This window comes from Candidatus Caccoplasma merdavium (assembly GCA_018715595.1).
In the GTDB taxonomy this organism is placed as follows: domain Bacteria; phylum Bacteroidota; class Bacteroidia; order Bacteroidales; family UBA11471; genus Caccoplasma; species Caccoplasma merdavium.
In genome coordinates, this window is sequence record DVLI01000020.1 from 142,023 (window position 1) to 166,514 (window position 24,492).

Here is a 24,492-nt window from a genome sequence, read left to right on the forward strand (position 1 = left end):
TATGTTAAAAACATTTCGGATAGGCGGGGTACACCCCCCCGAGAATAAACTATCTGCCGGAGAAGCAATCATCACAGCGGCTCTTCCCAAGCAAGCCGTCGTGATGCTCTCTCAGCACATCGGAGCCCCGGCGCAAGCTGTCGTTGCCAAAGGCGACAAAGTGAAAGTGGGCACCCTTCTGGCACAAGCCGGCGGATTTGTTTCGGCCAATATTCACTCTCCCGTTTCGGGAACCGTTGCCAAGATAGATACGGCCATCGACGCCGCCGGATACCAACGTCCGGCCATCATCATCGATGTCGAAGGAGATGAATGGGAAGAAAGCATCGACCGGAGCGAAACCCTCGTAAAAGAATGCAAACTCGACGCCAAAGCCATCATCGACCGCATCAAAGAGTGCGGTATCGTAGGTTTGGGCGGTGCCACATTCCCCACCCATGTAAAGCTCACCCCTCCCCCGGGAATGACGGCCACCATACTCATCATCAACGCCGTAGAGTGTGAACCTTACCTCACCTCCGACCACCAGCTCATGATGGAAAAAGGCGAAGAGATACTGGTCGGTACTGAAATCCTGCGCAAGGCCATCAACGTCGACCGTGCCGTCATCGGCATCGAAAACAACAAACCCGACGCCATCGCACACATGCAGGCACTGGCCGCCAACTATCCGGCCATCGAAATCTGCCCGCTGAAAGTGAAATACCCGCAAGGCGGTGAAAAACAACTCATCGACGCCGTTATCCGTCGTCAGGTGCCCAGCGGAGGCCTGCCCATCGCCACCGGCGCCGTCGTACAAAACGTGGGAACGGCATTTGCCGTGTACGAAGCCGTGCAGAAAAACAAGCCGCTCGTAGAACGCATCGTAACGGTAACCGGCAAATCGTTGGCCAAACCGTCGAACCTGCGCGTTCGCATCGGCACCCCCATCAGCCAACTCATCGACATGTGCGGTGGCCTGCCCCAAGACACCGAAAAGGTCATCTCGGGTGGTCCCATGATGGGTAAAGCCGTCGTATCGACCGACATGGCCACAACAAAAGGTTGCTCGGGTGTACTTCTCATTCGCGACCTCGAATCGCGTCGCAAAGAGATGGAACCCTGTATCCGTTGCGCCAAATGCGTGTCGGCCTGCCCCATGGGCCTGGCCCCCAACGTACTGGCAAAAGCATCAACCTATCAAAACTGGGAATGCGCCGAGGAAGAACACGTCATGGACTGCATCGAATGCGGCTCATGTAGCTTCACCTGCCCGGCACACCGGCCGCTGCTCGACTTCATACGTCAAGGAAAAGCCAAAGTCGGCGCCATCATTCGCAGCCGCAACGCCAAATAAGTAATTCAAGAAAAACAGCTATTATGAATCAGACTTTTATTGTATCACCTTCACCACATGTACACAGCGGGAACTCTATTCCCAAATGCATGTACAATGTGCTGATAGCCTTGATACCGGCCTTTCTGGTGTCGCTATACTTTTTTGGCGTAGGAGCCTTGATAGTGACCCTCACGTCGGTTGTGGCGTGCGTACTTTTTGAGTACCTCATTCAAAAATTCATTCTGAAAGTAAAACCCACCGTATCGGACGGCTCGGCCATTCTCACCGGCGTACTGCTGGCCTTCAACGTACCGGCAAACCTTCCGATATGGATTATCCTCATCGGTGCGCTCGTAGCCATCGGTATCGGTAAAATGTCGTTCGGCGGACTGGGCAACAACATTTTCAACCCCGCCCTCGTGGGTCGTGTATTCCTGCTCATCTCATTCCCCGTGCAGATGACCACTTGGCCCAAACCCGACGTGCTCACCACCCAATACCTCGATGCCGAGACCGCAGCCACCCCGCTGGGCCTGCTCAAACAAGGTCTCCCCATCGAAGCCACAACGACCGACATGTTGCTGGGTAATGTGGGTGGCAGCCTCGGTGAAATCGGAGCCATCGCCTTGCTCATAGGTTTTGCCTACATGCTCATCACCAAAGTCATCACTTGGCACATTCCCGTGTCGATATTGGCAACGGCCTTCATCTTCTCCTGGCTCACCAACGGATTTGAAGCCACCGAAGCCCTGCAACAGTTGCTGCTGGGTGGTATGTTGCTCGGCGCCATCTTCATGGCCACCGACTACGTTACTTCGCCCATGACCCACAAAGGCATGGTCATCTATGGTATCTGCATCGGATTGCTCACCATCATCATTCGCCGCTGGGGTGCCTATCCCGAGGGTATGTCATTTGCCATTCTGATTATGAACGCCGTAACGCCGCTCATCAACAAATATGTGAAACCTAAACGATTTGGGGAGGTAAAAAAATAATGGCAAAGCAATCAACTTTCGGAAACATGCTCGTAGTGCTGACGGTCATCTCCGTCATTACGGGCGCACTTTTGGGATATGTCTACAACATCACCAAAGAGCCTATCGCACTGTCGAAGAAACTGAAACAGGAAAATGCGGTAAAAGAGGTTGCCCCCGACTTTGACAACTCTCCCATCGAAGAGGCATATACCGTAACGATAAATGGTCTCGATCTGACGGTTTTCCCGGCAGAAAAGGAGGGTAAGAAAGCCGGTGCAGCCGTGCAAAGCAAAACTTCCATTGGCTTTGGTGGGGAAATATCGGTCATGGTAGGATTCAATGCCGACGGTACAATACGCAACTACCGGGTATTGAGCCACGCCGAAACTCCCGGGCTCGGCTCGAAAATGGAAGAATGGTTCAGAACCGACAAAGGGGACCAAAGCGTATTGGGTAAAAACCCGGCCACGGACAACCTCACCGTGAAAAAAGACGGAGGGTCGGTCGATGCCATCACGGCGGCCACCATCAGTTCTCGCGCATTCCTCGATGCCATAGCCAACGCCTATGCCGCATATACCAACAACGACGCCACTACTAGCGCAACGACTCAAACAGGAAAGGAGGCCAGTCATGAATAAGTTTAAAATCATTCTTAACGGAATCATCACAGAGAACCCGACATTCGTACTATTGCTGGGTATGTGCCCTACGCTGGCCACGACTTCGTCGGCCATGAATGGAATGAGCATGGGCTTGGCCACCATGTTCGTGCTTATATGCTCCAACATTGTCATATCCTTAATCAAGGACATTGTACCCGACAAAGTGCGCATTCCGTGTTACATCGTCGTCATCGCCACGTTTGTGACCATACTGCAAATGTGCATGGAGGCTTATGTGCCTGACCTCTACGAAAGCCTCGGGCTCTTCATTCCCCTTATCGTGGTAAACTGCATCGTATTGGGTCGCGCCGAAGCTTTCGCAGCAAAGAACAATGCTTTCGACTCGATGCTCGATGGCGTGGGAATTGGCATCGGCTTCACCATCGCCCTTACGATATTGGGAAGCGTGCGCGAATTTCTCGGCACGGGTAAAATCTTCAACATCGGCATCTACCCCGAGCAATATGGCTCACTCATCTTCGTATTGGCTCCCGGGGCATTTATCGTTTTGGGATACCTCATCGCCCTCGTCAATAAACTTAAAACCAAATAAGCGATATGATTACCTACATTTCCATATTCATAACCGCCATCTTTGTCAATAACATCGTATTGGCGCAATTCTTGGGTATCTGTCCTTTCTTGGGCGTATCGAAGAAAGTAAGCACAGCTTCGGGCATGGGCGCAGCCGTCGCATTTGTGATGACCATCGCCACGATATGCACCTACTTGTTGCAAAAATACATGCTCGATGCTTTCGGCATCGGCTTCATGCAGACGATTGTCTTTATCCTCGTCATCGCAGCTCTCGTGCAAATGGTCGAGATTATCCTCAAAAAGGTATCTCCTCCCCTGTATCAAGCACTCGGAGTGTTCCTGCCGCTGATTACGACCAACTGCACCATTTTAGGTATCGCCATTCTGGCCATCGACTGTGCCAACCTGCTCGAAGCTGTGGTATACGCCATCTCTACGGCTTTGGGCTACGCATTGGCCATGGTCCTTTTTGCCGGAATCCGCGAGCAGTTAAGCACGACAAAAGTACCCGCCGCCATGCAAGGTATTCCCATCGCATTGGTAGTTGCCGGCTTGTTGGCCCTTGCATTCATGGGATTTGCCGGCATCAAAATCGGATAAGTTTCCCGTTCAACCCCAATAGCAACGAAAGAGGCTTCGTGTGAAGCCTCTTTCGTTTTTTATCTCGATGCCGATTCCTTGGAGAAGCACCTGCCTATACCCCACTCTTTCCGAAGGAAAAAATGAAAAACGTGAAATCGGAAAAGAAAACCCTGAGCCACAAAAATTCAAGACACGATGCGGGAGGGACATGAGCCGGGGGTTGTACGAGACAGATGTCAAAAGAAAAAAATGCAGCCGGCTTGCAAGAGAAGGAGAAGCCGGCTGCTGCGATTAATTGATAAAAGCTCTTATAAAACGCCTTTTGTTGAAGGCAATTCATAGTGGAAGATGTCACGGCGCAAAGCCATCTTCAAGGAGCGGGCAAAGGCTTTGAATATCCCCTCGATTTTGTGATGTTCGTTTTCGCCTTCTGCTTTCACCGTCAGGTTCATGCGGGCTGCGTCGCTGAGCGATTTGAAGAAATGTAAAAACATTTCCGTAGGCATGTCGCCGATTTTCTCCCGATAGAAAACGGCATTCCACACCAACCAGGGTCGGCCGCCAAAATCGAGAGCCACCGTACAAAGACAATCGTCCATGGGCAGGCAGAAGCCGTAACGTTCTATGCCTCGCTTGTCGCCCAAAGCCCGGGCGATGGCCTCACCGAGAGCGATGCCGGTATCTTCGATGGTATGATGCTCATCGACGTGGAGGTCGCCTTTGCAGCGTACCATCAAATCCATGCCCGAGTGCCGGGCAATCTGGTCGAGCATGTGGTCGAAAAATCCTATGCCGGTCGATATATCGCCACGGCCGTTCCCGTCGAGATTCAGGTTTACCTGTATATCGGTTTCGGCCGTGGTGCGGCGTACCTCGGCACGCCGTTCCCCGGCAAAAAGGAACTCCGAAATACGGTCCCAGTCATCGGTAATGAGGGCACAGACATTTTCGAGATGCGCCTCCTCGACGGCTTGTCGCATCGTCGGGTCACCATAGAGGATACCCCGGCAACCGAGGTTACGCGCCAAGAGCATATCGGTGATGCGGTCTCCGATGACAAAGGAAGCCGACATATCGTAACTACCGTCGAGATAGGCCGTGAGCATGGCCGTACCGGGTTTGCGCGTGGGCAGGTTTTCTTCGGGGAAAGAACGGTCGATGTGTATGGCATCGAAAGTCACCCCTTCGCCTTCGAAAGCCTGCAACATCTTATTGTGAGCCGGCCAGAAAGTCTCCTCGGGAAACGACGGAGTACCCAATCCGTCCTGATTGGTGACCATGACCAACTCGAAATCGAGCTTCTCACTGATATAGGCCATGTTATGGAACACCTTGGGTATGAACTGCAACTTTTCGAGGCTGTCGAGTTGATAATCGACCGGGGGTTCTACCACCAATGTCCCGTCACGGTCGATGAAGAGCACGCGTTTGCTTTTGTTGTTCATAACGGATATGATTGCAGAGTTTCTATCAATATGCGATCTTCCTGCGGTGTCCCGACCGTGATGCGCAGACAATTTTCGCAAAGTCTTATCTTGTTGCGATTGCGCACGATGATACCCCGGCCAACCAAATAGTCATATACGGCCTGCGCATCGTCGAAACGTACCAAAAGGAAATTGGCATCGCTGGGATATATCCCCCTGACATGTGGAAGCGCCGCCAGACTCTTCTGCAACGCGTCGCGCGACTGAATCAGCTCATCGACCCACCGCCGCACCTGTTCGTGGTTGTCGAGCATCTCGGAGGCGTGTTGCTGGGTGAGCAGATTGATGTTGTAGGGATATTTTATCTTATTGAAAAGGGCTATGATTTCGGGGTGGGCAAAAGCCATGCCGAGGCGTATCGAAGCCGCCCCCCATGCCTTGGAGAAAGTGTGCATCACCACCAGATTGTCATGCTGCGGGAGCTGCGGCAGGAAGCCGGGCTGCGACGCAAAGTCGATATAGGCTTCATCGACCACCACGATTCCCGCGAACCGACTTAGAACCTGCTCTATTTTCTCCTTCGACAGGCTGTTGCCCGAGGGGTTGTTGGGAGAGCAGAAAAACATCAACTTCGTGCGTTCATCGGCAGCCGCCAACATCGCCTCGACATCGAAATCAAAATCGGGAGTCATGCGCACCGGACGATACTCGACATCGTTGATGTCGGCACACACCTTGTACATGCCATAGGTCGGGTCGATGGCCACGACATTGTCGCGACCGGGCTCGCAGAATGCCCGATACAAGACATCGATACATTCGTCGCTGCCCACACCGAGGAAGATGCGTCGAGGTTCAACGCCCTTGATGGCCGCGATTTTCTTTTTCAGCGCCCATTGCATCGGGTCGGGATAACGATTGTAGGGAGCATTGTAAGGGTTCTCATTGGCATCGAGAAAAACCGATGCCTCTCCCTGAAATTCGTCGCGTGCCGAAGAATAGGGCTTCAAGTTCAGGATATTGGGTCTCACCCATTTTTCAAGGTCTAACATATTCGCTTAGAGGTTTTAAGATTGAATCGCCTTGCCGAGTCGCACCGAAACGGCATTTTTATGGGCATCGAGTCCTTCATTGGCAGCCATGACTTCGATGACGGGGCCGAGGTGCTGCAACCCGTCGCGCGAAATTTCCTGGAAAGTGATTTTGCGGATAAAGCTGTCGAGGTTTACTCCGCTGTAAGCCCGTGCATAACCGCTGGTAGGCAACGTGTGGTTGGTACCCGATGCATAATCGCCGGCACTCTCGGGCGTATAGGGGCCCAGAAACACCGAACCGGCATTGACCACCCTATCGGCAACCTCGGCATAATCGGCACATTGAAGTATGAGATGCTCGGGCGCATAGAGGTTGACCAAGTCGACCAGTTCATCTTTGTCGCGCAGCAGGACAATGCGGCTGTGTGCGAGCGATTTCTCGGTCAATTCACGACGAGAGAGGAGTGCCAGTTGACGGTCTATCTCGGCCAAGAGGGGCTCGATAATCGGCTCATCGGTCGTGAAAAGCACCGACTGGCTGTCGGCGCCATGCTCCGCCTGAGAGAGAAAGTCGGAAGCGACAAAAGCCATATCGGACGAGGCGTCGGCAACGACAGCCACCTCGGAAGGGCCGGCCGGCATGTCGATGGCAACACCATGACGGGTGACCTGTTGCTTGGCTTCGGTCACATACTGGTTGCCGGGACCGAAAATCTTATATACACGAGGCACCGATTGGGTTCCATAGGCCATGGCACCGATGGCCTGCACGCCACCGAGTTTATAGATGCGGTGCACACCTGCCACCCGGGCCGCATAGAGCACGGCCGGGTGCACCTTGCCATCGGCCGCACAAGGGGAGCACAGGACTATTTCGCGACAACCGGCCACCTGAGCCGGGACGGCCAGCATCAACACGGTCGAGAAGAGAGGGGCCGTCCCGCCGGGGATATAGAGCCCCACTCGTTCGATGGGAACGGCTTTCTGCCAGCATACGACCCCCGGGGCGGTCTCGACCCGGCGGGGCGTCATCGCCTGTGAGGCATGGAACCGCGCGATGTTGTCCCGGGCTACGGCTATGGCTTTTTTCAAGTCGTCCGACACAGCCGCTTCGGCCTCGGCCATCTCTTGGGGAGAGACTTCGAGGGTATCGAGTGCGGCGCCTTGGAAGCGGGACACATACTCTTTCACGGCTTCATCGCCACGGCGTCGTATGTCAGCAAGCATGGCCGAAACCGTGTCGCCCAGCGTGCGGGCGTCGAGGTGTGGCCGTTCCACGATATGCGACCAGGTATCGCGAGAGGGATATTTGATGATTTCCATTGTCTTTTATGAATTAAAGGACCATTTTTTCGATGTTCAACGCCAGGATTCCTTCGGCGCCTACCGATTTGAGCTTGTTGATAATCTGCCAAAAACATTTTTCGTCGAGAACCGTGTGAATCGAGCACCACCCCTCTTGTGCCAACGGCATGACCGTGGGACTCTTTATGCCGGGCAGCACGGCAAGAATGTCATCGACGGCAGAAGTTGGTGCATTCATGAGCACATATTTTTTGTCTTCGGCTTTTTGGACGGCTTCCACACGGAAGAGGAACTCGTCGAGTATCTCCCTTTTCTCGTCGGAGAGACCGGGCGTGGCAATGAGCACCGCCTCGGATTTCACGACGACCTCGACTTCGCGCAGATTGTTGCTCACCAAGGTACTTCCCGAGCTTACAATGTCGAATATGGCGTCGGCCAATCCGATGCCGGGGGCAATCTCGACCGAACCGGTGATGATGTGTATATCGGCCGAGATATTGTTTTCTTCCAAGAAGCGGCGCAGGATAACCGGGTATGAGGTAGCTATCTTGCGGCCGTTGAACCAGGAGAGGCCCGGGTAGTCGACCTCTTTGGGTATGGCCAGCGAAAGGCGGCATTTACTGAAACCCAACTCCTTTACGACCTCGGCTTTGCGTTCTTTTTCGAGAAACTCGTTCATGCCCACGATACCCACGTCGGCAACGCCCGAAGCTACCGAGTCGGGTATATCATCATCGCGCAGGAAAAGCACTTCGATGGGGAAATTGGGCGATTGCACCAACAGCGTGCGCTTTCCCGGTGACAATTTTATGCCCGATTCTGAGAGTAAGGCCATGGAGTCTTCATTGAGACGGCCTTTTGATTGAATTGCAATGCGTAACATGTTATTTTGTTTTTCTAATGATGACGAAACAAAAACGCTTGCCTTTGCGAGGCAAGCGTTTTCAGCGATACTCTATTAAAATTCACACACAACGACCCACCTCTTAAAGCTAAGAGCTATGATGAGCATGATGGTGGTGAATCATATTATACATGACGTTTCTCTTGTTTTATGAGGCAAAGATAAACAAATTTCTGCAAATCCAAAAGATTTTGTGATAAAATTTCCAAGCTGCTCCCTTCGAGGAGATTTATTGATTCTTTCCATCGCCATTCGCCGACAGAGAGAATAGCCGGGAAAAATGAGACGTACAGCCACTTGCAACACGGCAACCGCAAACGGACAGACAGGCATGAAGGCATAAAAATCGGGGCATGTGCCCGCGAATATTCAAAAAAATTTTTATCTTTGGAAAGTTTCCAAAAGCTGAACATTATGGACACAACCCTCGAATTGATATTCCGTCCGTTGGTAGCCGGGCTGCTGGGAGCCATCATTGGCCTCGACCGAGCCTATCGCGCCAAAGAAGCGGGCTTCCGCACCCACTTCCTGGTATCGTTGGGCAGCGCTTTGTTCATGCTTGTCTCGCAGTATGGTTTTTCCGACGTGCTGCAAGAGGGCATAACCCGCTTCGACCCGGCACGCGTGGCTGCACAGGTAGTGAGCGGCATAGGTTTCATCGGAGCCGGTACCATCATCATTCACAGGCAGTTCGTGCGGGGACTGACCACGGCGGCCGGGCTTTGGGCAACGGCCGGCATCGGACTGGCCATCGGAGGCGGCCTCTACTGGCTGGGCATCGCCACGACGGTATTCACGCTCCTGGGGTTGGAACTGCTGACCGTCCTGTTCAAGAAAACCGGCATACACAGCTGCCTCATCAAATTCTCGACAGGCACTCACGACAACATCACCAAAATCATAGACATGATACGCCAGCAAGGCGGCCGCGTCACCTCCTATGAGGCCGAAGAACGCACCTTAGGCAGCCAAAAGCGCTATTACGTCTCCATCATCTTGCGCTATCCGTCGCCCAAAGAGGAGTTTGACATCTACCAATACCTGCAAACACTACCCGACCTTTTTGTGGAGAAAATCGAATAAAGACCATAAATATCTGCAAGCAACTCACGGTATGCGGAGTGGCCGTAAGAGAGTCACGCAAAATAGGGAAACAAAACTACTCGGATATAGGGAAAAAAGAGATAATTAACATAAAACGGGGTTCCCGACTTGAACAAAAAATAAAAATCATATTGCTTTTTATTTTTTATTTCTTATCTTTGTGCCACAGAATTCCATTCTTAAACAAGAAATTGTTTATACCCTAAAAACAAACAAAAGACTCTCCGAGAACAGATGTTCAAAGAGAGTGCGGTCCGTGAGGATAGACTTTTTCATTCTATTAGAGCATCTTTTGCAGGATTATCCCCTGTAAAAAAGTCAAGTGTCATTGTCTGAGATAGATTATGACACTTTATTTTTGGGGGAGAAAAATCGTTTTCATGGCATGACATAGGGGGTGAGGCAAGAGATTTTTCCGCGATTTCTTCCTATCTTTGTAGAAGATAGGAGGCGGCTCGGCTCTGCCACGTTGAAAACTTCCGTTTTTCACTTGTCACAGCCCTCGCCTTTCACTATCTTTGCATCGTGCGAAGAGAGGGGTGATACCCGCCACCGGGATTTGCCGAAATGGACAACCCCACCCCGCTTATTTATGATAAACAGGTACCATGAGTATGATAAAATGCGTACTTCCCGTGCTCGAAATGAGTTGTGCCGTGTGTGCCAACAACGTCGAGACAACCGTAAAGAATCTTCGGGGCGTGCAATCGGCCGTTGTGAATTTTGCGACCGAAGACCTGCTGCTCACCTACGACCCGGCCATCATCACCCTCGAAGAGATTGCCGCCGCCGTAGAAGCCGCCGGCTACGGCCTTGTCGTCGGTGAAGAAGAGAAAGAGAAACAACGCGAAGCCGCCGCCACCCGGCACTTCAAGTCGCTGCGCAACCGGGTTGTCGTGGCCTGGCTTTTTGCCCTGCCGCTCATGGCGGTCTCGATGGGTTGCATGCACACCCCGCACATCGAATGGCTCTTGTTGGCGCTGACCCTGCCCGTCATTCTCTACTCGGGGCGTGATTTCTACGTCCATGCCTGGAAGCAGCTATGCCAACGCACGGCAAACATGGACACGCTCGTGGCCCTGAGCACCGGCGTGGCCTTCCTGTTCAGCCTGGCCATGACCCTCTTTCCCCAATACTGGAAAAGCCAAGGCATCGCCCCCCAGGTCTACTACGATGCCGCGGGCATGATCATCGCCTTCGTGCTCACCGGCAAGCTCATGGAAGAGCGTGCCAAACACAACACCTCGGCAGCCTTGAAAAGCCTGATGGGTTTGCAGCCGCAGACCGCCATGAAAATTACGGCCGACGGAATGTGCGAGGTAAACATCGCCACGCTGAAAACCGGCGACCGCATACTCGTGCGTCCCGGTGAAAAGGTGGCGGTCGACGGGCGTGTCGTCGAGGGGGAATCGTATGTCGACGAAAGCATGATCAACGGCGAACCCATACCGGCCGACAAGACCACGGGCGACACCGTCATGGCCGGGACCATCAACCGCGACGGAGTCCTCACCGTAGAGGCGCAGGCGGTGGGAGCGCAAACCGTTCTCGCCCACATCGTGCGGCGGGTGCAGGAGGCACAAGGGAGCAAGGCGCCGGCACAACGGCTGGCCGACCGTGTGAGCCGGCGTTTCGTACCGGCCATCATCATACTCGCCTGCCTCACCTTCGTCGGGTGGCAATGTTTCTACCCGGGCGACAACAGGCTCGCCCACAGCCTGCTGACCGCCATATCGGTGCTGGTCATCGCCTGCCCCTGTGCGCTGGGACTGGCCACTCCGACCGCCCTCATGGTGGGCATCGGCAAAGCGGCCGGCGAACACATTCTCATCAAAGACGCCGTCGCACTCGAAAAGATGGGGCAAATCGACGGCATGGTCCTCGACAAGACCGGCACGCTCACACAGGGCCGCCCCGAAGTCGTCGATGCCGTGTGGCTCCGCCCCGAGGAGCGATATGCCGCCCCGCTCGCGCGTGCCGAAGAACAATCGCAGCACCCGTTGGCCCAAGCCATCGCCGCTCATTGGAGCAGCCATGCCAGGGAAAAGACTTTTGCCATCGAGCGGTATGAACAGCTGTCGGGCAAGGGCATCGAGTTTGAAGTGCAGGGCGAGACATTGCGCATCGGCAACCGGGCATTCATGACGGCCTCTTCCCTCAGCCCCGACCTCGAAACAAAAATCGCCTCGTGGCAGGCCGAGGGGAAAAGCATCGTCTTTTACGGCAACCGGGAGGGCGTCATCGCCATCATCGCCATTGCCGACAAGATAAAAGAGTCGTCGCACGAGGCCATCGCCCGGTTACGAAAACTCGGCATCGAGGTGTATATGCTCACGGGCGACGACACCGCAACGGCAACCTCCGTGGCACAGGCCGTGGGCATAACCCGTTTCAGAGCCAACGCCCTGCCGCAGGAGAAGGAAGACTTCGTCAGGTCGTTGCAGAGCGGGGGGAAAACCGTTGCCATGGTGGGCGACGGCATCAACGACTCACAGGCGCTGGCCCAAGCCGATGTGAGCATCGCCATGGGGCAAGGCACCGACATCGCCATGCAGGTGGCCATGGTGACGCTCATCAGCTCCGACCTCCGCCTTCTCTCGCGCGCCGTCCTTCTCTCGCGCCGCACCATGCGCATCGTACGGGAGAATCTTTTCTGGGCATTCGTCTACAATGTCGTGTGCATACCGGTGGCGGCCGGCGTGCTGTTCCCGATAAACGGCTGGCTGCTCAATCCCATGTGGGCCAGTGCCGCCATGGCGTTCAGCTCGGTATCGGTGGTACTCAACAGCCTGAGACTGAAATGGAAATGAACATTTCCCATCACATAACCCTCCAATCATATAACCGTATGGAAACTCGCAAATTCAAGACCAATGCCAAATGCGGAGGCTGCGTTGCCAAAATCGAAGCCTCCCTCAATACGGCCGTAGCCCGCAACCAATGGGACATCGACCTTTCGACACCCGACCGCGTACTCACCATCACCAGCGACCTGAGCGACGACGACATCGTGCGCCTCGTCGTGGCGGCCGGATTCAAAGCCGAGAAAATAGGGTAATGCCGCCCGACGCTTCTCCCACGAAAACGCTTCACCTGCAAGGGTGAAGCGTTTTTTACATGCCGACGGGTTGCACCGCGTCCGCCCGAGTACTGTCATTCCCCGCTTAACGGGAAATGCACGGGATGGTTTCCTTTTGCCGTCTTTTTGCTGGATTCCCGCTCTTCGGAGGGAATGACAGAGAGCACCCGGAACGGCGGCTTGAAGAAGTGCGGAAGGAGGTCAAGCAGGAGAAACCGGAAGCCGCCAAGACCGAGGCGAAAACGGCACTCGCGGCAAAGGTCAGCGCTCTTTCGGGCAGCAATAAGTTGAAAGCGGAAAGGGAGGAATTGCAGCAACGCATATCCGCACTTGAAAGTCAGAACGAAGAATTGGTACGGCATATTGAAACAATGGAACGGGAACATGGGGAAGAGCGCACCAAGTTCAACGAGTTATGGATAAGATACAGCGGTACTTCTCTTTTGTGGAAAAGCTGTTGCCGTTGCCTGACTTCTGCCGGAACACCTTGTATTTCTCAGAAAGGGTAATCCAATAGTTGTGCATGTTGAAGAAGGTAAGGTTGAAAGGTGATTTTTATTCTTCCGAGTTCAACCGGAAGTTCCGTGACGAGAATGCAACTTTTTCGTTTGAGGAGGACAAGAACAGGAAAGGACATTACCATATTATGTGTGAATGACATTCCGCTTGTGCAATGGTTCAGACAGAAAGCGAATAAATGGAAAAACAGTTTGGGGATTATACCTACAAAACAGGATGAATGGCTGAAAATACAGGATATACTCAAAAACACTCCAAAGCAAATAAAAACATTATAAGATAGGAGATTTTTGCAAAAATTCCCTATTTTTGGCAATCGGGTGGAGGCAACTCCGTCCGATACATATTGATTTTAAAGAAGCGTTATGTCTTCTTCCTGCGTGTACAAAGCCTAGGAAACTTCAATCACATGAACAGGAGAAGGTATGATGGTCTTCACGCATCTGCGTGGGGCTGTTATTTCCACATCTGTTCATAAAGGTTTTCCTAGCACCTGTACACAAGGACGTGGCATACAGTCCCACGCTTCGTGTGTTTATAATTTCCTTGTGGGATTGAAAGGGCAATTAAATCTTATAATTATGAGAAGATTCTCTTTTTTGTTTGTTCTGTTATTGAGTGCGGTAACAGCAAGTGCGCAGTATGTAGATGAAGAAGCCTATGTACAGGAATCTTATACTGTGCAGCAATTGGTTGACACGATGAAGACTCTTAGCATGAGAGATATTATCAATATGGATAATGAAATAGACCAAAGTAGTGCCTTTTGGTCTCGTGAAAATCTCTATGCAGCCTTGAAGCAATTAGAACTGAAATGGACAGGAGAATACGACAGTGTGACTATGAGGGTAAAAATTAGAAACCCCCGATACCCTCAAAAAAAGGTTGCTAAATTCTTAATGAGAACATTCTTCGACCAGACACCTGAATATATTGATTCTGTCTACAAAATAGCAGTGGTTATAGGTGGACGTAAAGTTGCTGACCCTGATTCTGTAGAAAGCCGTTACATAGATCCAAACCCATTTAGAAATAGTACATTCAAAATATCTGATTTGAATAAAAAAGAATCAACGTTCACTGTTACAGATGAATACGGCAAAAAATATGAGTTCGATTTGGGATATATAACAGACTTTACTCCTATCGACTATATTACTCTGACTGAAAAACAGAAAGAAGAGTTTAAAAAAGGAGTCAAACCGGCAGAAGAATACACATTATGGGATTGCAAATCGGATTTTGGTGAGTGGTATATGAGCATTTATAATAATGAATCGCTAAGACCCAAGCTTAAAGAGATGCAATTCATATCTTTAATGACAGGTGAAACAGTCGATGGGCTGCAAGTAGAATTTGAGGATATAAGTAAAAATATTGGAGGAGAAAATGTAATCGCAAAAAATGCAGCATTCCGTGCGGTTGTTTTTCCGAGCACACGGACTAACGGTTCTGCTTATCGGATAAATAGAGAATGGATTCCTTCTGCAGAAATTGATTTCCTAAACAATCAGTTTGTTGGCAGAGAGGTTATAAAGCCAACTCCGCAAACTATTACAAAAATCAAAAGATTCATAGTGACCGATAAAATACCAGAAAAGCAGAAAAGCTATGCGATTAAATTTTATTTAGCCGTAGAAATGGAGAACGATGACAAAGTGACCATAAATGCTTTGTCAATCAAAGAAATTCAAGATTTGAATTTGGAAGTGCCTGGCACCACCTATGGGGATGATTGGTATGACTATAAGATTTATAATGAAACCGTTCTGATTCCTGCCAAACAGCGTGCGGCAAAGGCGGCAAAGTGGGAAAAAGAAGAAGCGATACGCGCCAAACAGCGTGCGGCAAAGTGGGAAAAAGAAGAAGCGATACGCGCCAAACAACGTGCGGAAAATTTGCAGAAGTACACACAAAAGTATGGCGAAAAGATGGCAAAAGCGATTGTCGATGGCAGAGTAATACCCGGAATGACAGTGGATATGATTACTGAAGAAATGGGACTTTCATACCAAATGCTAAACTCTTCAACTATAATTGTTGGTTCCGCCATTGGAGGTGTTATGGTATTTGAAATGTACAAATGCGCAGTTACTAATGGAAAGATTACAATGGTGGAAAATATTTTCATGAAAGGAAATTATTAAAAATCTTAATATTTGAATTATTGTGGAATCCAAAATCAATACAAACGACAGATTATATCATGTATATGCATCCAAATGGAATACTTTGTGCCAAAAGTTGGATGAGCATAACCTGCGTGGCTACGAGTATAGCCCGCTCCTGTTAAGCGTGGATAATCCCGAAGACTTCGATACAGCCGACATCAAGGTCATGCTCTTTGGCCAGGACATGTCTGCTGGAAACTGGTATCGGTACGACCGCCACACCCAATCGCTGGAAGAGTGCATGAGAGCAATCAGAACATTCGACAATGCGACAGGCTCAATTGGATTGAATGGAGGCAGACAGAGAAAAGGCATGGGCGGTGGCCTGAACAAGTTTATCGATACGCTCAACGCCCGCTTCCCGGACAAGAAAATCCGATATATATGGAATGATGTAGTCAAATTGGGACGGAATGTGAAAAAAGGGAATCAGTACAGTTCCCTTTTGGCAGAGACAGAACGGGAGTATTTCAATGTAGTGAAAGACGAAATAAGTGCTGTAAATCCGCAAGTGTTGGTGTTTTTCACTGGACCGAATCCTTTTTGGGAAAGCAAGTTGCAACAATGTTTAGGTATTGATGCTTTTTGTTATCAACCAGTGCCTGATTGGAATGGCAGCATGCACCAATTGGCTTTGTTGACTTTAAATAAAGAGACTCTACCGCCAGTCCTATATGCTTTCAGGACTTACCATCCTTGTGCACGCGAATCGAAAATTCATGTGAAACATGAAGACCTTTATAAAGTCATAGCAACTCATATACAAGGGCTTTAAAGGTATCGACATGTTGAATGAATGATAAGATTGTTGGTGAACTAAGGAAAATAGAAGTTTGAACAATATATAAACCGAACGAATAATAGGCAATGGTATTTTACAATGCAGTAACATTACTTTTTATAAAGGTATGTTACTGCATTTTTTATATACCAAATACGTACCTTCGCAACAAAGAGTTGTTTGACAGAAAATACACCGCAAGTTGCAGAATTTGTGACCGTTGCCAAGTCATTACCCGTTCTTTGACAGAAGCCCGTAAATCACTTATTTCTAATATATTCCTGTTTATATATCGGATTTAATATGAAAATATTTATCGTCCCGTTCCCTGGTCCCTGTAAAAATTGTCAGGTATTTGAAAACGGACGTAAACCTTTTCCGCCTTTGCGAGTCTAACAACAAAAACAAACTAAACGCCCCTATCCTATCATGAGAAAAATCGCATTTTTCGTCGTTGTCTTTCTGCTGGCCGCCCACGCATCGGCACAGATTCGCTCGGATTACCGCCAAAAAGAGTTGAGCTGGACCCGCACGGCTTCACGCATCGACGACCGCTTCTTCTACCTCTATACCGACGAAGCCAAACGCATCGCCGACAACTTGGTCATCTACCAACTGGAATCGGGCGCCTGGCCCAAAAATGTTTACTTCCCGGCCGAAATAACCCCCGAACAGAAGGAGAAAATCATAGCCGACAAGAAACACGTCGAAAGAGGTACCATCGACAACGGCTCGACAACGACCGAAATCGCCTACCTCTCGAAAATGTATAACGTGGTGCGCGACGAAAAATACAAAGAGGCCGCCTTGAAAGGCATCGAATACCTGCTCGCCGCCCAATATGAAAACGGCGGGTGGCCCCAATTCTACCCCAACGCCAAAGGGTATGCCCGCCATATCACCTACAACGACAACGCCATGGTAAACGCGATGCGCGTGCTGCAAGCCATCTTCGAGTATGATCCGCTCTACTGGTATGTGCCCGCGGAACTGCGCGGAAGAGCCAAAACCGCCTTTGACAAAGGTGTGCAATGTATCCTCGCCACCCAAGTGGTGCAAGATGGCAAACCCACGGTGTGGTGTGCCCAACACGACTTCGAGACCCTGGCTCCGGCCAAGGCCCGCGCGTATGAACTGCCTTCGCTCAGCGGCCAGGAATCGGACAACATCGTGCTGCTGCTCATGGACATACCCAACCCTTCGCCCGAAGTGATTGCCGCCGTGGAAAATGCCGTCGCGTGGTTTGAGAAATCAAAAATCGAAGGAATACGCCTCGAATATTACCGCAATGACAAAGGGCAACGCGACTACCGCGTCGTGGCTTGCGAGAAATGTCCGCCCATGTGGGCCCGCTTCTATGACTTAGAGACCAACCGCCCCTTCTTCTGCGACCGCGACGGCATCAAGAAATATGACGTGTCGCAAATCGGACACGAACGCCGCACGGGGTACAGCTGGTACAACCGCGACGGAAGCCGTGTACTCGCTCGCTACAAGATGTGGAAACGGGAACATCAAGGACAAGCGGGTCGCGAGATTCCCCGCAACCGCACCCGCTGGTAATAGCGACCAACCTTCTTTACAACAAACAGGGCGGCTCCCATTGCGGGGAGCCGCCCTGTTTTATCATATAGGAGAGTTTCTGCCGGAAAGGGTCAAAGGCCGAAAAGCCGGCGGTAGAGAGCTTTGCCCGTAGCGGTGGTCACCATCTTGTCGAGGTATTCTCCCGCCTTGGCCTTGTCGTAATACCCCTCGATGAGATTCACGATGAGGTCGGCTTCAAAGAGAGGCTCGAAATGCAACTTGCGGGCGGCCGGCAACTGATGATGTGAACCGACAACCGCGGCCAGCCACGATTTCTCCTCGGTGGTGAGGCCGTCGACCGTTTCGAGCCACTCGGCCGCCATGCGGCAACCGGTCTCCTGCTGGTGCATGGGGCGACTGTCGCCATAAAGCCTCCGGGCTTCGGGACATCCGATGTCGTGCAACCAAGCGGCCACTTCGAGCAAGTCGACGCGATGAGCGTCGGGTTCTTCCCCCACGGCAATAAGACGGGTATAGGAGGCAACGGCCTGGGTATGCACGATTTGTTCATACACAGGAGGGTTGTCGATGTAATAATCGACAACCCTCCGAGCAATCATATCTTTTAAATTCCATTGCATGGCTGCAACAAAATCGAAAAAGTTTTTTTACAAAGTAACACCGGTCTTGAAGATGGCTATCTCGCGGTAACCTTTCTTCTCGTTGTTGACATGTTCACCGCTGGCAACGGCTATCACATACTGGATAAAGCGTTCAACAACGGTATCCATCGTCTCACCATCGACGAGCGTTCCGGCGTTGAAGTCGATCCAGCCGGGTTTGTGGGCGGCCAAATTGCTGTTGGTCGAAATCTTCATCGTGGGGACATAGGTTCCGAACGGCGTTCCACGTCCCGTCGTGAAGAGAACCATCTGGCAACCGGCCGAGGCGAGTGCCGTGGCAGCCACCAAGTCGTTGCCGGGAGCGCTGAGCAGGTTGAGCCCCTTGGTTTTGAGGCGCTCACCATACATCAACACGTCGCGCACAATCGATTTGCCGCATTTCTGCGTGCAACCGAGCGACTTGTCTTCGAGGGTGGAGATACCGCCGGCCTTGTTCCCGGGAGAGGGATTTTCATATACCGGTTGGTTATTGGCCATGAAATAAGCCTTGAAGTCGTTGATGAGATGCACCGTCTTGTCGAAGAGCTCGGGAGTAGCGCAACGGTTCATGAGAATCGTCTCGGCGCCGAACATTTCGGGAACTTCGGTAAGCACCGTTGTTCCGCCCTGCGACACGAGGAAATCGGAGAAGACACCCAGCAGGGGATTGGCCGTGATGCCCGAGAACCCGTCGGAGCCACCGCATTTGAGACCCACGCGCAACTCGCTCAGGGGGACATCGACGCGCACATCTTTCGAGGCTTTGGCATAGAGGTCGCGCAGGAGGGCCATGCCGGTCTCGAACTCGTCGTCGACCTTTTGGCATACCATGAATTTCACACGCTCCTCATCGACCGGACCTACCAGTTCCTTGAAGGCGTCCATCTGGTTGTTTTCGCAACCGAGACCGACAACCAACACGGCTCCGGCATTGGGGTGCTTCACCATGTCGCGCAACACCTTGCGAGTGTTCTCATGGTCGTTGCCCAACTGCGAACAACCGTAGTTGTGCGGGAACGAAACAATGGCATCGACACCGGCTCCCTGCGTCTCCTTGCGCAGCGCTTCGGCCAACTGGTTTACTACCCCGTTGACACAACCTACCGTGGGGATAATCCAAATCTCATTGCGCACGCCCACTTCGCCGTTTTTACGGCGATAGCCTTTGAAGGTAAGCCCTCTATCGGGTTGTGACACATCGACCAACTTGGGGGTGTAGGTATATTCGAGCAACCCCTCGAGATTGGTCTTGATGTTTTTCTCATTCACCCATGCACCGCGGGCAATGGCCGCGCGGGCATGTCCGATGGGATAGCCATACTTGATGATGTGCTCGTCGGCAGCAAAGTCTTGGAGAGCCACCTTGTGTCCGGCGGGAACGTCTTCGACGAGGACGATTTCGACGCCGTCGACCGTAAGCCGGTCGCCCTTCTTCAAGGGGTCAATCGCTACGACCACATTATCGGCAGGATTGATTTTTATATAACGTGTACTCATAAATCGGGATTAGAGAATGGTTTTCACGGTTTCGAGCATGCCTTTTTCTTGAATCGAATCGAGGTATCCTTTCACGGCGTCGGTCAAGCCGGGAATGTTGTTGAGGTTCTCGCCCCAAATCGACTCGGCAGCCAATACGCCTTCGGCCACTTTCTTGGTGCAACCAGTAGCCCACAGGTCTTTGAGCATCTGCATGATTTCGGGAGCATCGTTGGGAACGATTTCGGCACCGTCGGCACGCACACCGCCCTTGTAGTAGGTGATGATGGCGGCAAGACCCAGCACGAGACCTTTGGGAAGCTCGCCTTTGCGTTCGAGATATACTTTCAAGCCGGGCAGGTCGCGGGTTTGATATTTCGGGAACGAGTTGAGCATGATGGAGGTTACTTGGTGGTCAACAAACGGGTTGTTGAAACGTTCGAGCACATCTTCGGCAAATTTCTTCAATTCGTCTTTCGGGAGGTTCAGCGTCTCCATCAACTCTTCGAACATCACTTTGTGGATATACTTGCCTACGACTTCGTGTTGGCAAGCATCACGAACGATGTTGATGCCCGACAGGTAGGCCACGGGCGACAATACGGTGTGCGGGCCGTTGAGCAGGGTCACTTTGCGTTCGTGGTAAGGAGCTTCGGAGGGCACGAAGAGTACATTGAGGCCGGCCTTGTCGGCGGGGAATTCCTTGGCTACGCTCTCGGGAGCCTCGATAACCCAAAGGTGGAAGATTTCGGCTTGTACCACGAGATTGTCGTCGTATTGCAGTTTTTCCTTGATGGCGGCAATGTCTTTGCGGGGGAAGCCCGGCACGATGCGGTCTACGAGGGTAGCATACACGCCGCAAGCCTCTTCGAACCATTTTTTGAAATCTTCACCGAGGTTCCACAATTCGATGTATTGGTAGATGGTCTCTTTGAGCTTGTGACCGTTGAGGAAGATAAGCTCGCAGGGGAAGATAATGAGACCCTTGGTCTTGTCGCCGTTGAAGGTTTTGTAACGACGATAGAGGAGCTGGGTGAGTTTTCCGGGATAGGACGAAGCGGGAGCGTCTTCGAGCTTGCAGGTGGGATCAAAGGCGATACCGGCCTCGGTCGTGTTGGAAATCACGAAACGCATTTCGGGTTGGTCGGCCAGTTTCATGAATTCTTCGTTCTGCGTGTAGGGGTTCAAAGCGCGGCTGATGACATCGATCATCGTGAGGCTGTTTACCACCTGGCCTTTGTCGAGACCTTGCAGATTGACATGATAGAGGCAGTCTTGTCCGTTCAACATATCGACCATACCTTTGTCGATGGGTTGCACAACAACGACACTGCTATTGAAATCGGCTTTCTCGTCCATGTTGTAGATAATCCAGTCTACAAATGCACGCAGGAAGTTACCTTCTCCAAATTGAATGATGCGTTCGGGATATTTGTTGGCCCGAGCAGTGGTTCTGTTAAGCGGTTTCATAGGTTTTTACTTTTTTAATGTGAGTTATTTTAGAAAAGTTGAAAATCGGTATAATAGTCAATATTTTCGGCCGTGAGAATGTCGATGGGCATGAAATTGCGACGCGGCACGGCCTTCTTGAATACCTTGTACTCGCAAAGGGCTTTCATGCCCCGGTAGCCCTGTAACTCGGGCCGTTGTGAAATCAAGTATCGTATCTTCCCTTCTTTCAAGGCTTTGACATTGGGCAACAACAATTCATATCCCAGCAAGCGAATGTGCGAAAGCTGCAAGTCGTCGAGGTAACAGGCTATGCGGAACACTCGCGAATTAAAGGTAATCCCCTCTTTTATCCAAGGGTATTGTATGAAAAAATCGCGAATGGTTTGCAGGTTGAGACGGTCGTCGGAGGGGTGAAGCATCACCACCCGCAAATGATGGTCGGGCAAATTCTCCTCCACATATTTCAAAAAGCCTTGATACCGGAGGTCGGACTGATTGGAGCCCACATTTCCGTAACGGTTGATTTTGAAAACAGCGATGTCGTTCTGCGGCTCGATGTCGGCCAACAAAAGTTTGGCGGCCAAATAGCCGCTCTGCAATGAATCCATGCCGAAATAAGAAAGCGCATCGGCTTCGGCGATGTCGGAATCGATAAAGACATAGGGTATCTGCCTGCTGTCGAGGCGTGAAGCCAAATAGACCGACGAGTCCTTGAATATCGGGGCCAGCAGCACGGCATCGGGGGTCGATGCCAAAAGCCTGTCGGCCGAAGCTTCAAAGTCACGGCAATCGTACTGGTCAAAGAGGATTTGCTCGACGTTGATGTTGAGATTGGCATATTCCCTGGCAGCCAAATCGACTCCGCGCACGACCTCTATCCAGTAATCATATCCTCCGGCCTTGGGCAAGAGGGCTGCCACTTTGTAATGGCGTTTCGAGGCCAATGCCGAAGCATAAGGATTGGGACGATAGTCGAGTTCCTTCAAGACGGCCTCTACCTTTTCGCGCGTCCGTGCCGACACTTCGCCGCGGGCATGCAATACCCGGTCGACAGTGCCTGCCGAGACACCGGCCATGCGCGCAATATCCTTGATACGGATTTTATCCGAACTTTTTTCCACGACGCTGTTTTGGTTTTCTATGATAGAAACGGTCTTTTTGTTCTCGCAAATATATGATTTTTATTTTGTACTTCAAAAAAAAATCGTAATTTCGTGCCCGAACACGGTACAAATCCATGGGCTTTTTCGGCTTCGTGGCTCTGTGTGAAACAACTGCGAAAAAAGAGGTCAGTACCCTTGCCCGATAATGGCATCGCCGAAAGGACTCGGCAGGGGAAAAACCGATTTTTACAAGAGGATAATGTCAATAAATATACCATTTAAAACTTCCATCATTATGAAAAACTTTATGGATGAGAATTTCCTGCTGCAAACCGAAACGGCACAGGAATTATATCACAACCACGCGGCTAAAATGCCCATCATCGACTATCACTGCCACTTGATTCCCCAAATGGTGGCCGATGACCACAAGTTCAAATCGCTGACCGAGATATGGCTCGGCGGAGACCACTACAAATGGCGCGCCATGCGCACCAACGGTGTCGATGAACGCTACTGCACGGGCAAAGACACCACCGACTGGGAAAAATTTGAGAAATGGGCCGAGACCGTCCCCTACACCATGCGCAACCCGCTCTATCACTGGACACACCTCGAATTGAAAACGGCTTTCGGCATCGACAAGATTCTCAGCCCGAAAACCGCACGCGAAATCTATGAAGAATGTAATGCCAAATTGGCTCTTCCCGAATATTCGGCACGGGGCATGATGCGCCGTTATCATGTAGAGGTGGTGTGCACCACCGACGACCCCGTCGATTCGCTCGAATACCACATCAAGACTCGCGAAAGCGGTTTCGAAATCAAGATGCTCCCCACTTGGCGTCCCGACAAGGCCATGGCCGTAGAGGTTCCGGCCGACTTCCGCGCTTATGTTGAGAAACTGGGCGAAGTGAGCGGTATCTCCATCTCGACCTTCGACGACATGATTGCCGCCCTGAGAAAACGTCACGAGTTCTTCGCCGAGCAAGGCTGCAAACTCTCCGACCACGGCATCGAGGAATTCTACGCCGAAGACTATACCGATGCCGAAATCAAAGCCATCTTCAACAAAGTATATGGCGGCACCCAACTCACCCAGGAAGAGATTCTGAAATTCAAATCGGCCATGCTGGTTGTCTTCGGTGAAATGGATTGGGAAACCGGCTGGACACAACAATTCCACTACGGCGCAATCCGCAACAACAACTCGAAGATGTTCAAATTGCTGGGTCCCGACACCGGCTTCGACTCCATCGGCGAATTTACCACCGCCAAAGCCATGGCCAAATATCTCGACCGTCTCAACAGCAACGGGAAACTCACCAAAACGATTCTCTACAACCTCAACCCCTGCGCCAATGAAGTGATTGCCACCATGCTCGGCAACTTCCAGGACGGCACGATTCCCGGCAAAATACAATTCGGTTCGGGCTGGTGGTTCCTCGACCAAAAAGACGGTATGGAGAAACAGATGAATGCCCTCTCGGTACTCGGACTCCTGAGCCGCTTCGTAGGTATGCTCACCGACTCGCGCAGCTTCCTCTCCTACCCGCGTCACGAATACTTCCGCCGCACCCTTTGCAACCTGGTAGGTCGCGACGTCGAAAACGGCGAAATTCCCTACTCCGAAATCGACCGCGTGCGTCAGATGATCGAAGACATCAGCTACTACAATGCCAAAAATTTCTTTCAATTTTAACACACATAAAGACAAACTGCTATGAGCAAAAAAGTTGTTACCTTCGGGGAAATCATGTTGCGTCTGGCAACTCCCGGCTATCTCCGTTTTTCACAAGCCAAAGAATTTACCGCTACTTTCGGCGGTGGTGAAGCCAACGTCGCCGTTTCGCTCGCCAACTACGGCCT

General features: G+C 51.4%; 22 protein-coding genes. 14 read left to right on the top strand and 8 right to left on the bottom strand.

Annotated features, from left to right (window positions below; translation table 11 throughout):
• The first annotated feature begins 1 nt into the window (after position 1).
• From rsxC to IAD09_07355, 5 genes are read left to right on the top strand one after another with little or no spacing between them, the layout of a single operon-like run.
• Positions 2-1,336 carry an electron transport complex subunit RsxC gene (gene rsxC, locus IAD09_07335; GenBank protein HIT82032.1) on the top strand — a complete coding sequence of 445 codons (1,335 nt, stop codon included), beginning with the start codon at positions 2-4 and terminating at the stop codon, positions 1,334-1,336.
• A 23-nt stretch (positions 1,337-1,359) separates the two neighbouring features.
• Positions 1,360-2,316, top strand: a complete 957-nt coding sequence (locus tag IAD09_07340; protein HIT82033.1) for an RnfABCDGE type electron transport complex subunit D — start codon at positions 1,360-1,362, stop codon at positions 2,314-2,316.
• A complete protein-coding gene (locus IAD09_07345; GenBank protein ID HIT82034.1) occupies positions 2,316-2,939 on the top strand; it encodes an RnfABCDGE type electron transport complex subunit G in 624 nt (207 codons plus the stop codon). The genes IAD09_07340 and IAD09_07345 overlap by 1 nt, the downstream gene beginning before the upstream one ends.
• Positions 2,932-3,516, top strand: a complete 585-nt coding sequence (locus tag IAD09_07350) for an electron transport complex subunit E (GenBank protein HIT82035.1) — start codon at positions 2,932-2,934, stop codon at positions 3,514-3,516. The genes IAD09_07345 and IAD09_07350 overlap by 8 nt, the downstream gene beginning before the upstream one ends.
• Positions 3,517-3,524: 8 nt before the next feature.
• The gene (locus IAD09_07355; protein ID HIT82036.1) at positions 3,525-4,100 is read left to right on the top strand and encodes an RnfABCDGE type electron transport complex subunit A; all 576 of its coding nucleotides are present in this window, start codon (positions 3,525-3,527) and stop codon (positions 4,098-4,100) included.
• A 290-nt stretch (positions 4,101-4,390) separates the two neighbouring features.
• On the opposite strand, the gene hisB is transcribed toward IAD09_07355, so the two are convergent.
• Genes hisB through IAD09_07375 form a run of 4 tightly spaced genes read right to left on the bottom strand, consistent with a single transcriptional unit; the run spans position 4,391 to position 8,731 of the window.
• Positions 4,391-5,527, bottom strand: coding sequence for a bifunctional histidinol-phosphatase/imidazoleglycerol-phosphate dehydratase HisB (hisB, locus tag IAD09_07360; GenBank protein HIT82037.1), 1,137 nt, complete (start codon positions 5,525-5,527; stop codon positions 4,391-4,393).
• Positions 5,524-6,561 (bottom strand): histidinol-phosphate transaminase, encoded by a 1,038-nt coding sequence (gene hisC / locus IAD09_07365; GenBank protein ID HIT82038.1) that lies wholly within the window; start codon positions 6,559-6,561, stop codon positions 5,524-5,526. The genes hisB and hisC overlap by 4 nt, the downstream gene beginning before the upstream one ends.
• A 15-nt stretch (positions 6,562-6,576) precedes the next feature.
• Positions 6,577-7,866 carry a histidinol dehydrogenase gene (hisD, locus tag IAD09_07370; GenBank protein HIT82039.1) on the bottom strand — a complete coding sequence of 430 codons (1,290 nt, stop codon included), beginning with the start codon at positions 7,864-7,866 and terminating at the stop codon, positions 6,577-6,579.
• 13 nt (positions 7,867-7,879) lie between these two features.
• Positions 7,880-8,731, bottom strand: a complete 852-nt coding sequence (locus IAD09_07375; GenBank protein HIT82040.1) for an ATP phosphoribosyltransferase — start codon at positions 8,729-8,731, stop codon at positions 7,880-7,882.
• A gap of 435 nt (positions 8,732-9,166) precedes the next feature.
• Between IAD09_07375 and IAD09_07380 the strand changes: the two genes are divergently transcribed.
• The 7 genes from IAD09_07380 (at position 9,167) to pelA (ending at position 17,969) form a co-directional block, all read left to right on the top strand.
• Positions 9,167-9,835 carry an MgtC/SapB family protein gene (locus IAD09_07380; protein ID HIT82041.1) on the top strand — a complete coding sequence of 223 codons (669 nt, stop codon included), beginning with the start codon at positions 9,167-9,169 and terminating at the stop codon, positions 9,833-9,835.
• 629 nt (positions 9,836-10,464) lie between these two features.
• Positions 10,465-12,666, top strand: coding sequence for a cadmium-translocating P-type ATPase (gene cadA, locus IAD09_07385; GenBank protein HIT82042.1), 2,202 nt, complete (start codon positions 10,465-10,467; stop codon positions 12,664-12,666).
• Positions 12,667-12,704: 38 nt separating this feature from the next.
• On the top strand, positions 12,705-12,914 hold the full coding sequence (locus IAD09_07390) for a heavy metal transport/detoxification protein (protein ID HIT82043.1): 210 nt from the start codon (positions 12,705-12,707) through the stop codon (positions 12,912-12,914).
• A gap of 125 nt (positions 12,915-13,039) precedes the next feature.
• A complete protein-coding gene (locus IAD09_07395) occupies positions 13,040-13,444 on the top strand; it encodes a hypothetical protein (GenBank protein HIT82044.1) in 405 nt (134 codons plus the stop codon).
• A 591-nt stretch (positions 13,445-14,035) separates the two neighbouring features.
• Positions 14,036-15,601: a hypothetical protein gene (locus tag IAD09_07400; GenBank protein ID HIT82045.1), complete on the top strand. Its 1,566-nt coding sequence runs from the start codon at positions 14,036-14,038 to the stop codon at positions 15,599-15,601.
• Positions 15,602-15,623: 22 nt separating this feature from the next.
• A complete protein-coding gene (locus IAD09_07405) occupies positions 15,624-16,400 on the top strand; it encodes a hypothetical protein (GenBank protein ID HIT82046.1) in 777 nt (258 codons plus the stop codon).
• Positions 16,401-16,835: 435 nt separating this feature from the next.
• Entirely contained in the window at positions 16,836-17,969 is a 1,134-nt protein-coding gene (gene pelA, locus IAD09_07410) for a pectate lyase (GenBank protein ID HIT82047.1), read from the top strand.
• 92 nt (positions 17,970-18,061) lie between these two features.
• Here pelA and IAD09_07415 read toward each other — a convergent pair whose 3' ends face one another.
• From IAD09_07415 to IAD09_07430, 4 genes are read right to left on the bottom strand one after another with little or no spacing between them, the layout of a single operon-like run.
• On the bottom strand, positions 18,062-18,550 hold the full coding sequence (locus IAD09_07415; protein ID HIT82048.1) for an HD domain-containing protein: 489 nt from the start codon (positions 18,548-18,550) through the stop codon (positions 18,062-18,064).
• A gap of 48 nt (positions 18,551-18,598) precedes the next feature.
• Positions 18,599-20,089 (bottom strand): altronate dehydratase, encoded by a 1,491-nt coding sequence (locus IAD09_07420; protein HIT82049.1) that lies wholly within the window; start codon positions 20,087-20,089, stop codon positions 18,599-18,601.
• A 9-nt stretch (positions 20,090-20,098) separates the two neighbouring features.
• The gene (locus IAD09_07425; GenBank protein ID HIT82050.1) at positions 20,099-21,538 is read right to left on the bottom strand and encodes a tagaturonate reductase; all 1,440 of its coding nucleotides are present in this window, start codon (positions 21,536-21,538) and stop codon (positions 20,099-20,101) included.
• Between the two features lie 29 nt (positions 21,539-21,567).
• Positions 21,568-22,641, bottom strand: coding sequence for a LacI family DNA-binding transcriptional regulator (locus IAD09_07430; protein HIT82051.1), 1,074 nt, complete (start codon positions 22,639-22,641; stop codon positions 21,568-21,570).
• 277 nt (positions 22,642-22,918) lie between these two features.
• On the opposite strand from IAD09_07430, the gene uxaC reads away from it, so the two are divergent.
• Both uxaC and IAD09_07440 read left to right on the top strand, forming a co-directional pair.
• The gene (gene uxaC, locus IAD09_07435; GenBank protein HIT82052.1) at positions 22,919-24,325 is read left to right on the top strand and encodes a glucuronate isomerase; all 1,407 of its coding nucleotides are present in this window, start codon (positions 22,919-22,921) and stop codon (positions 24,323-24,325) included.
• 21 nt (positions 24,326-24,346) lie between these two features.
• Positions 24,347-24,492, top strand: a 146-nt coding sequence (locus tag IAD09_07440) for a sugar kinase (protein HIT82053.1), incomplete at its 3' end; no start/stop codon positions are given.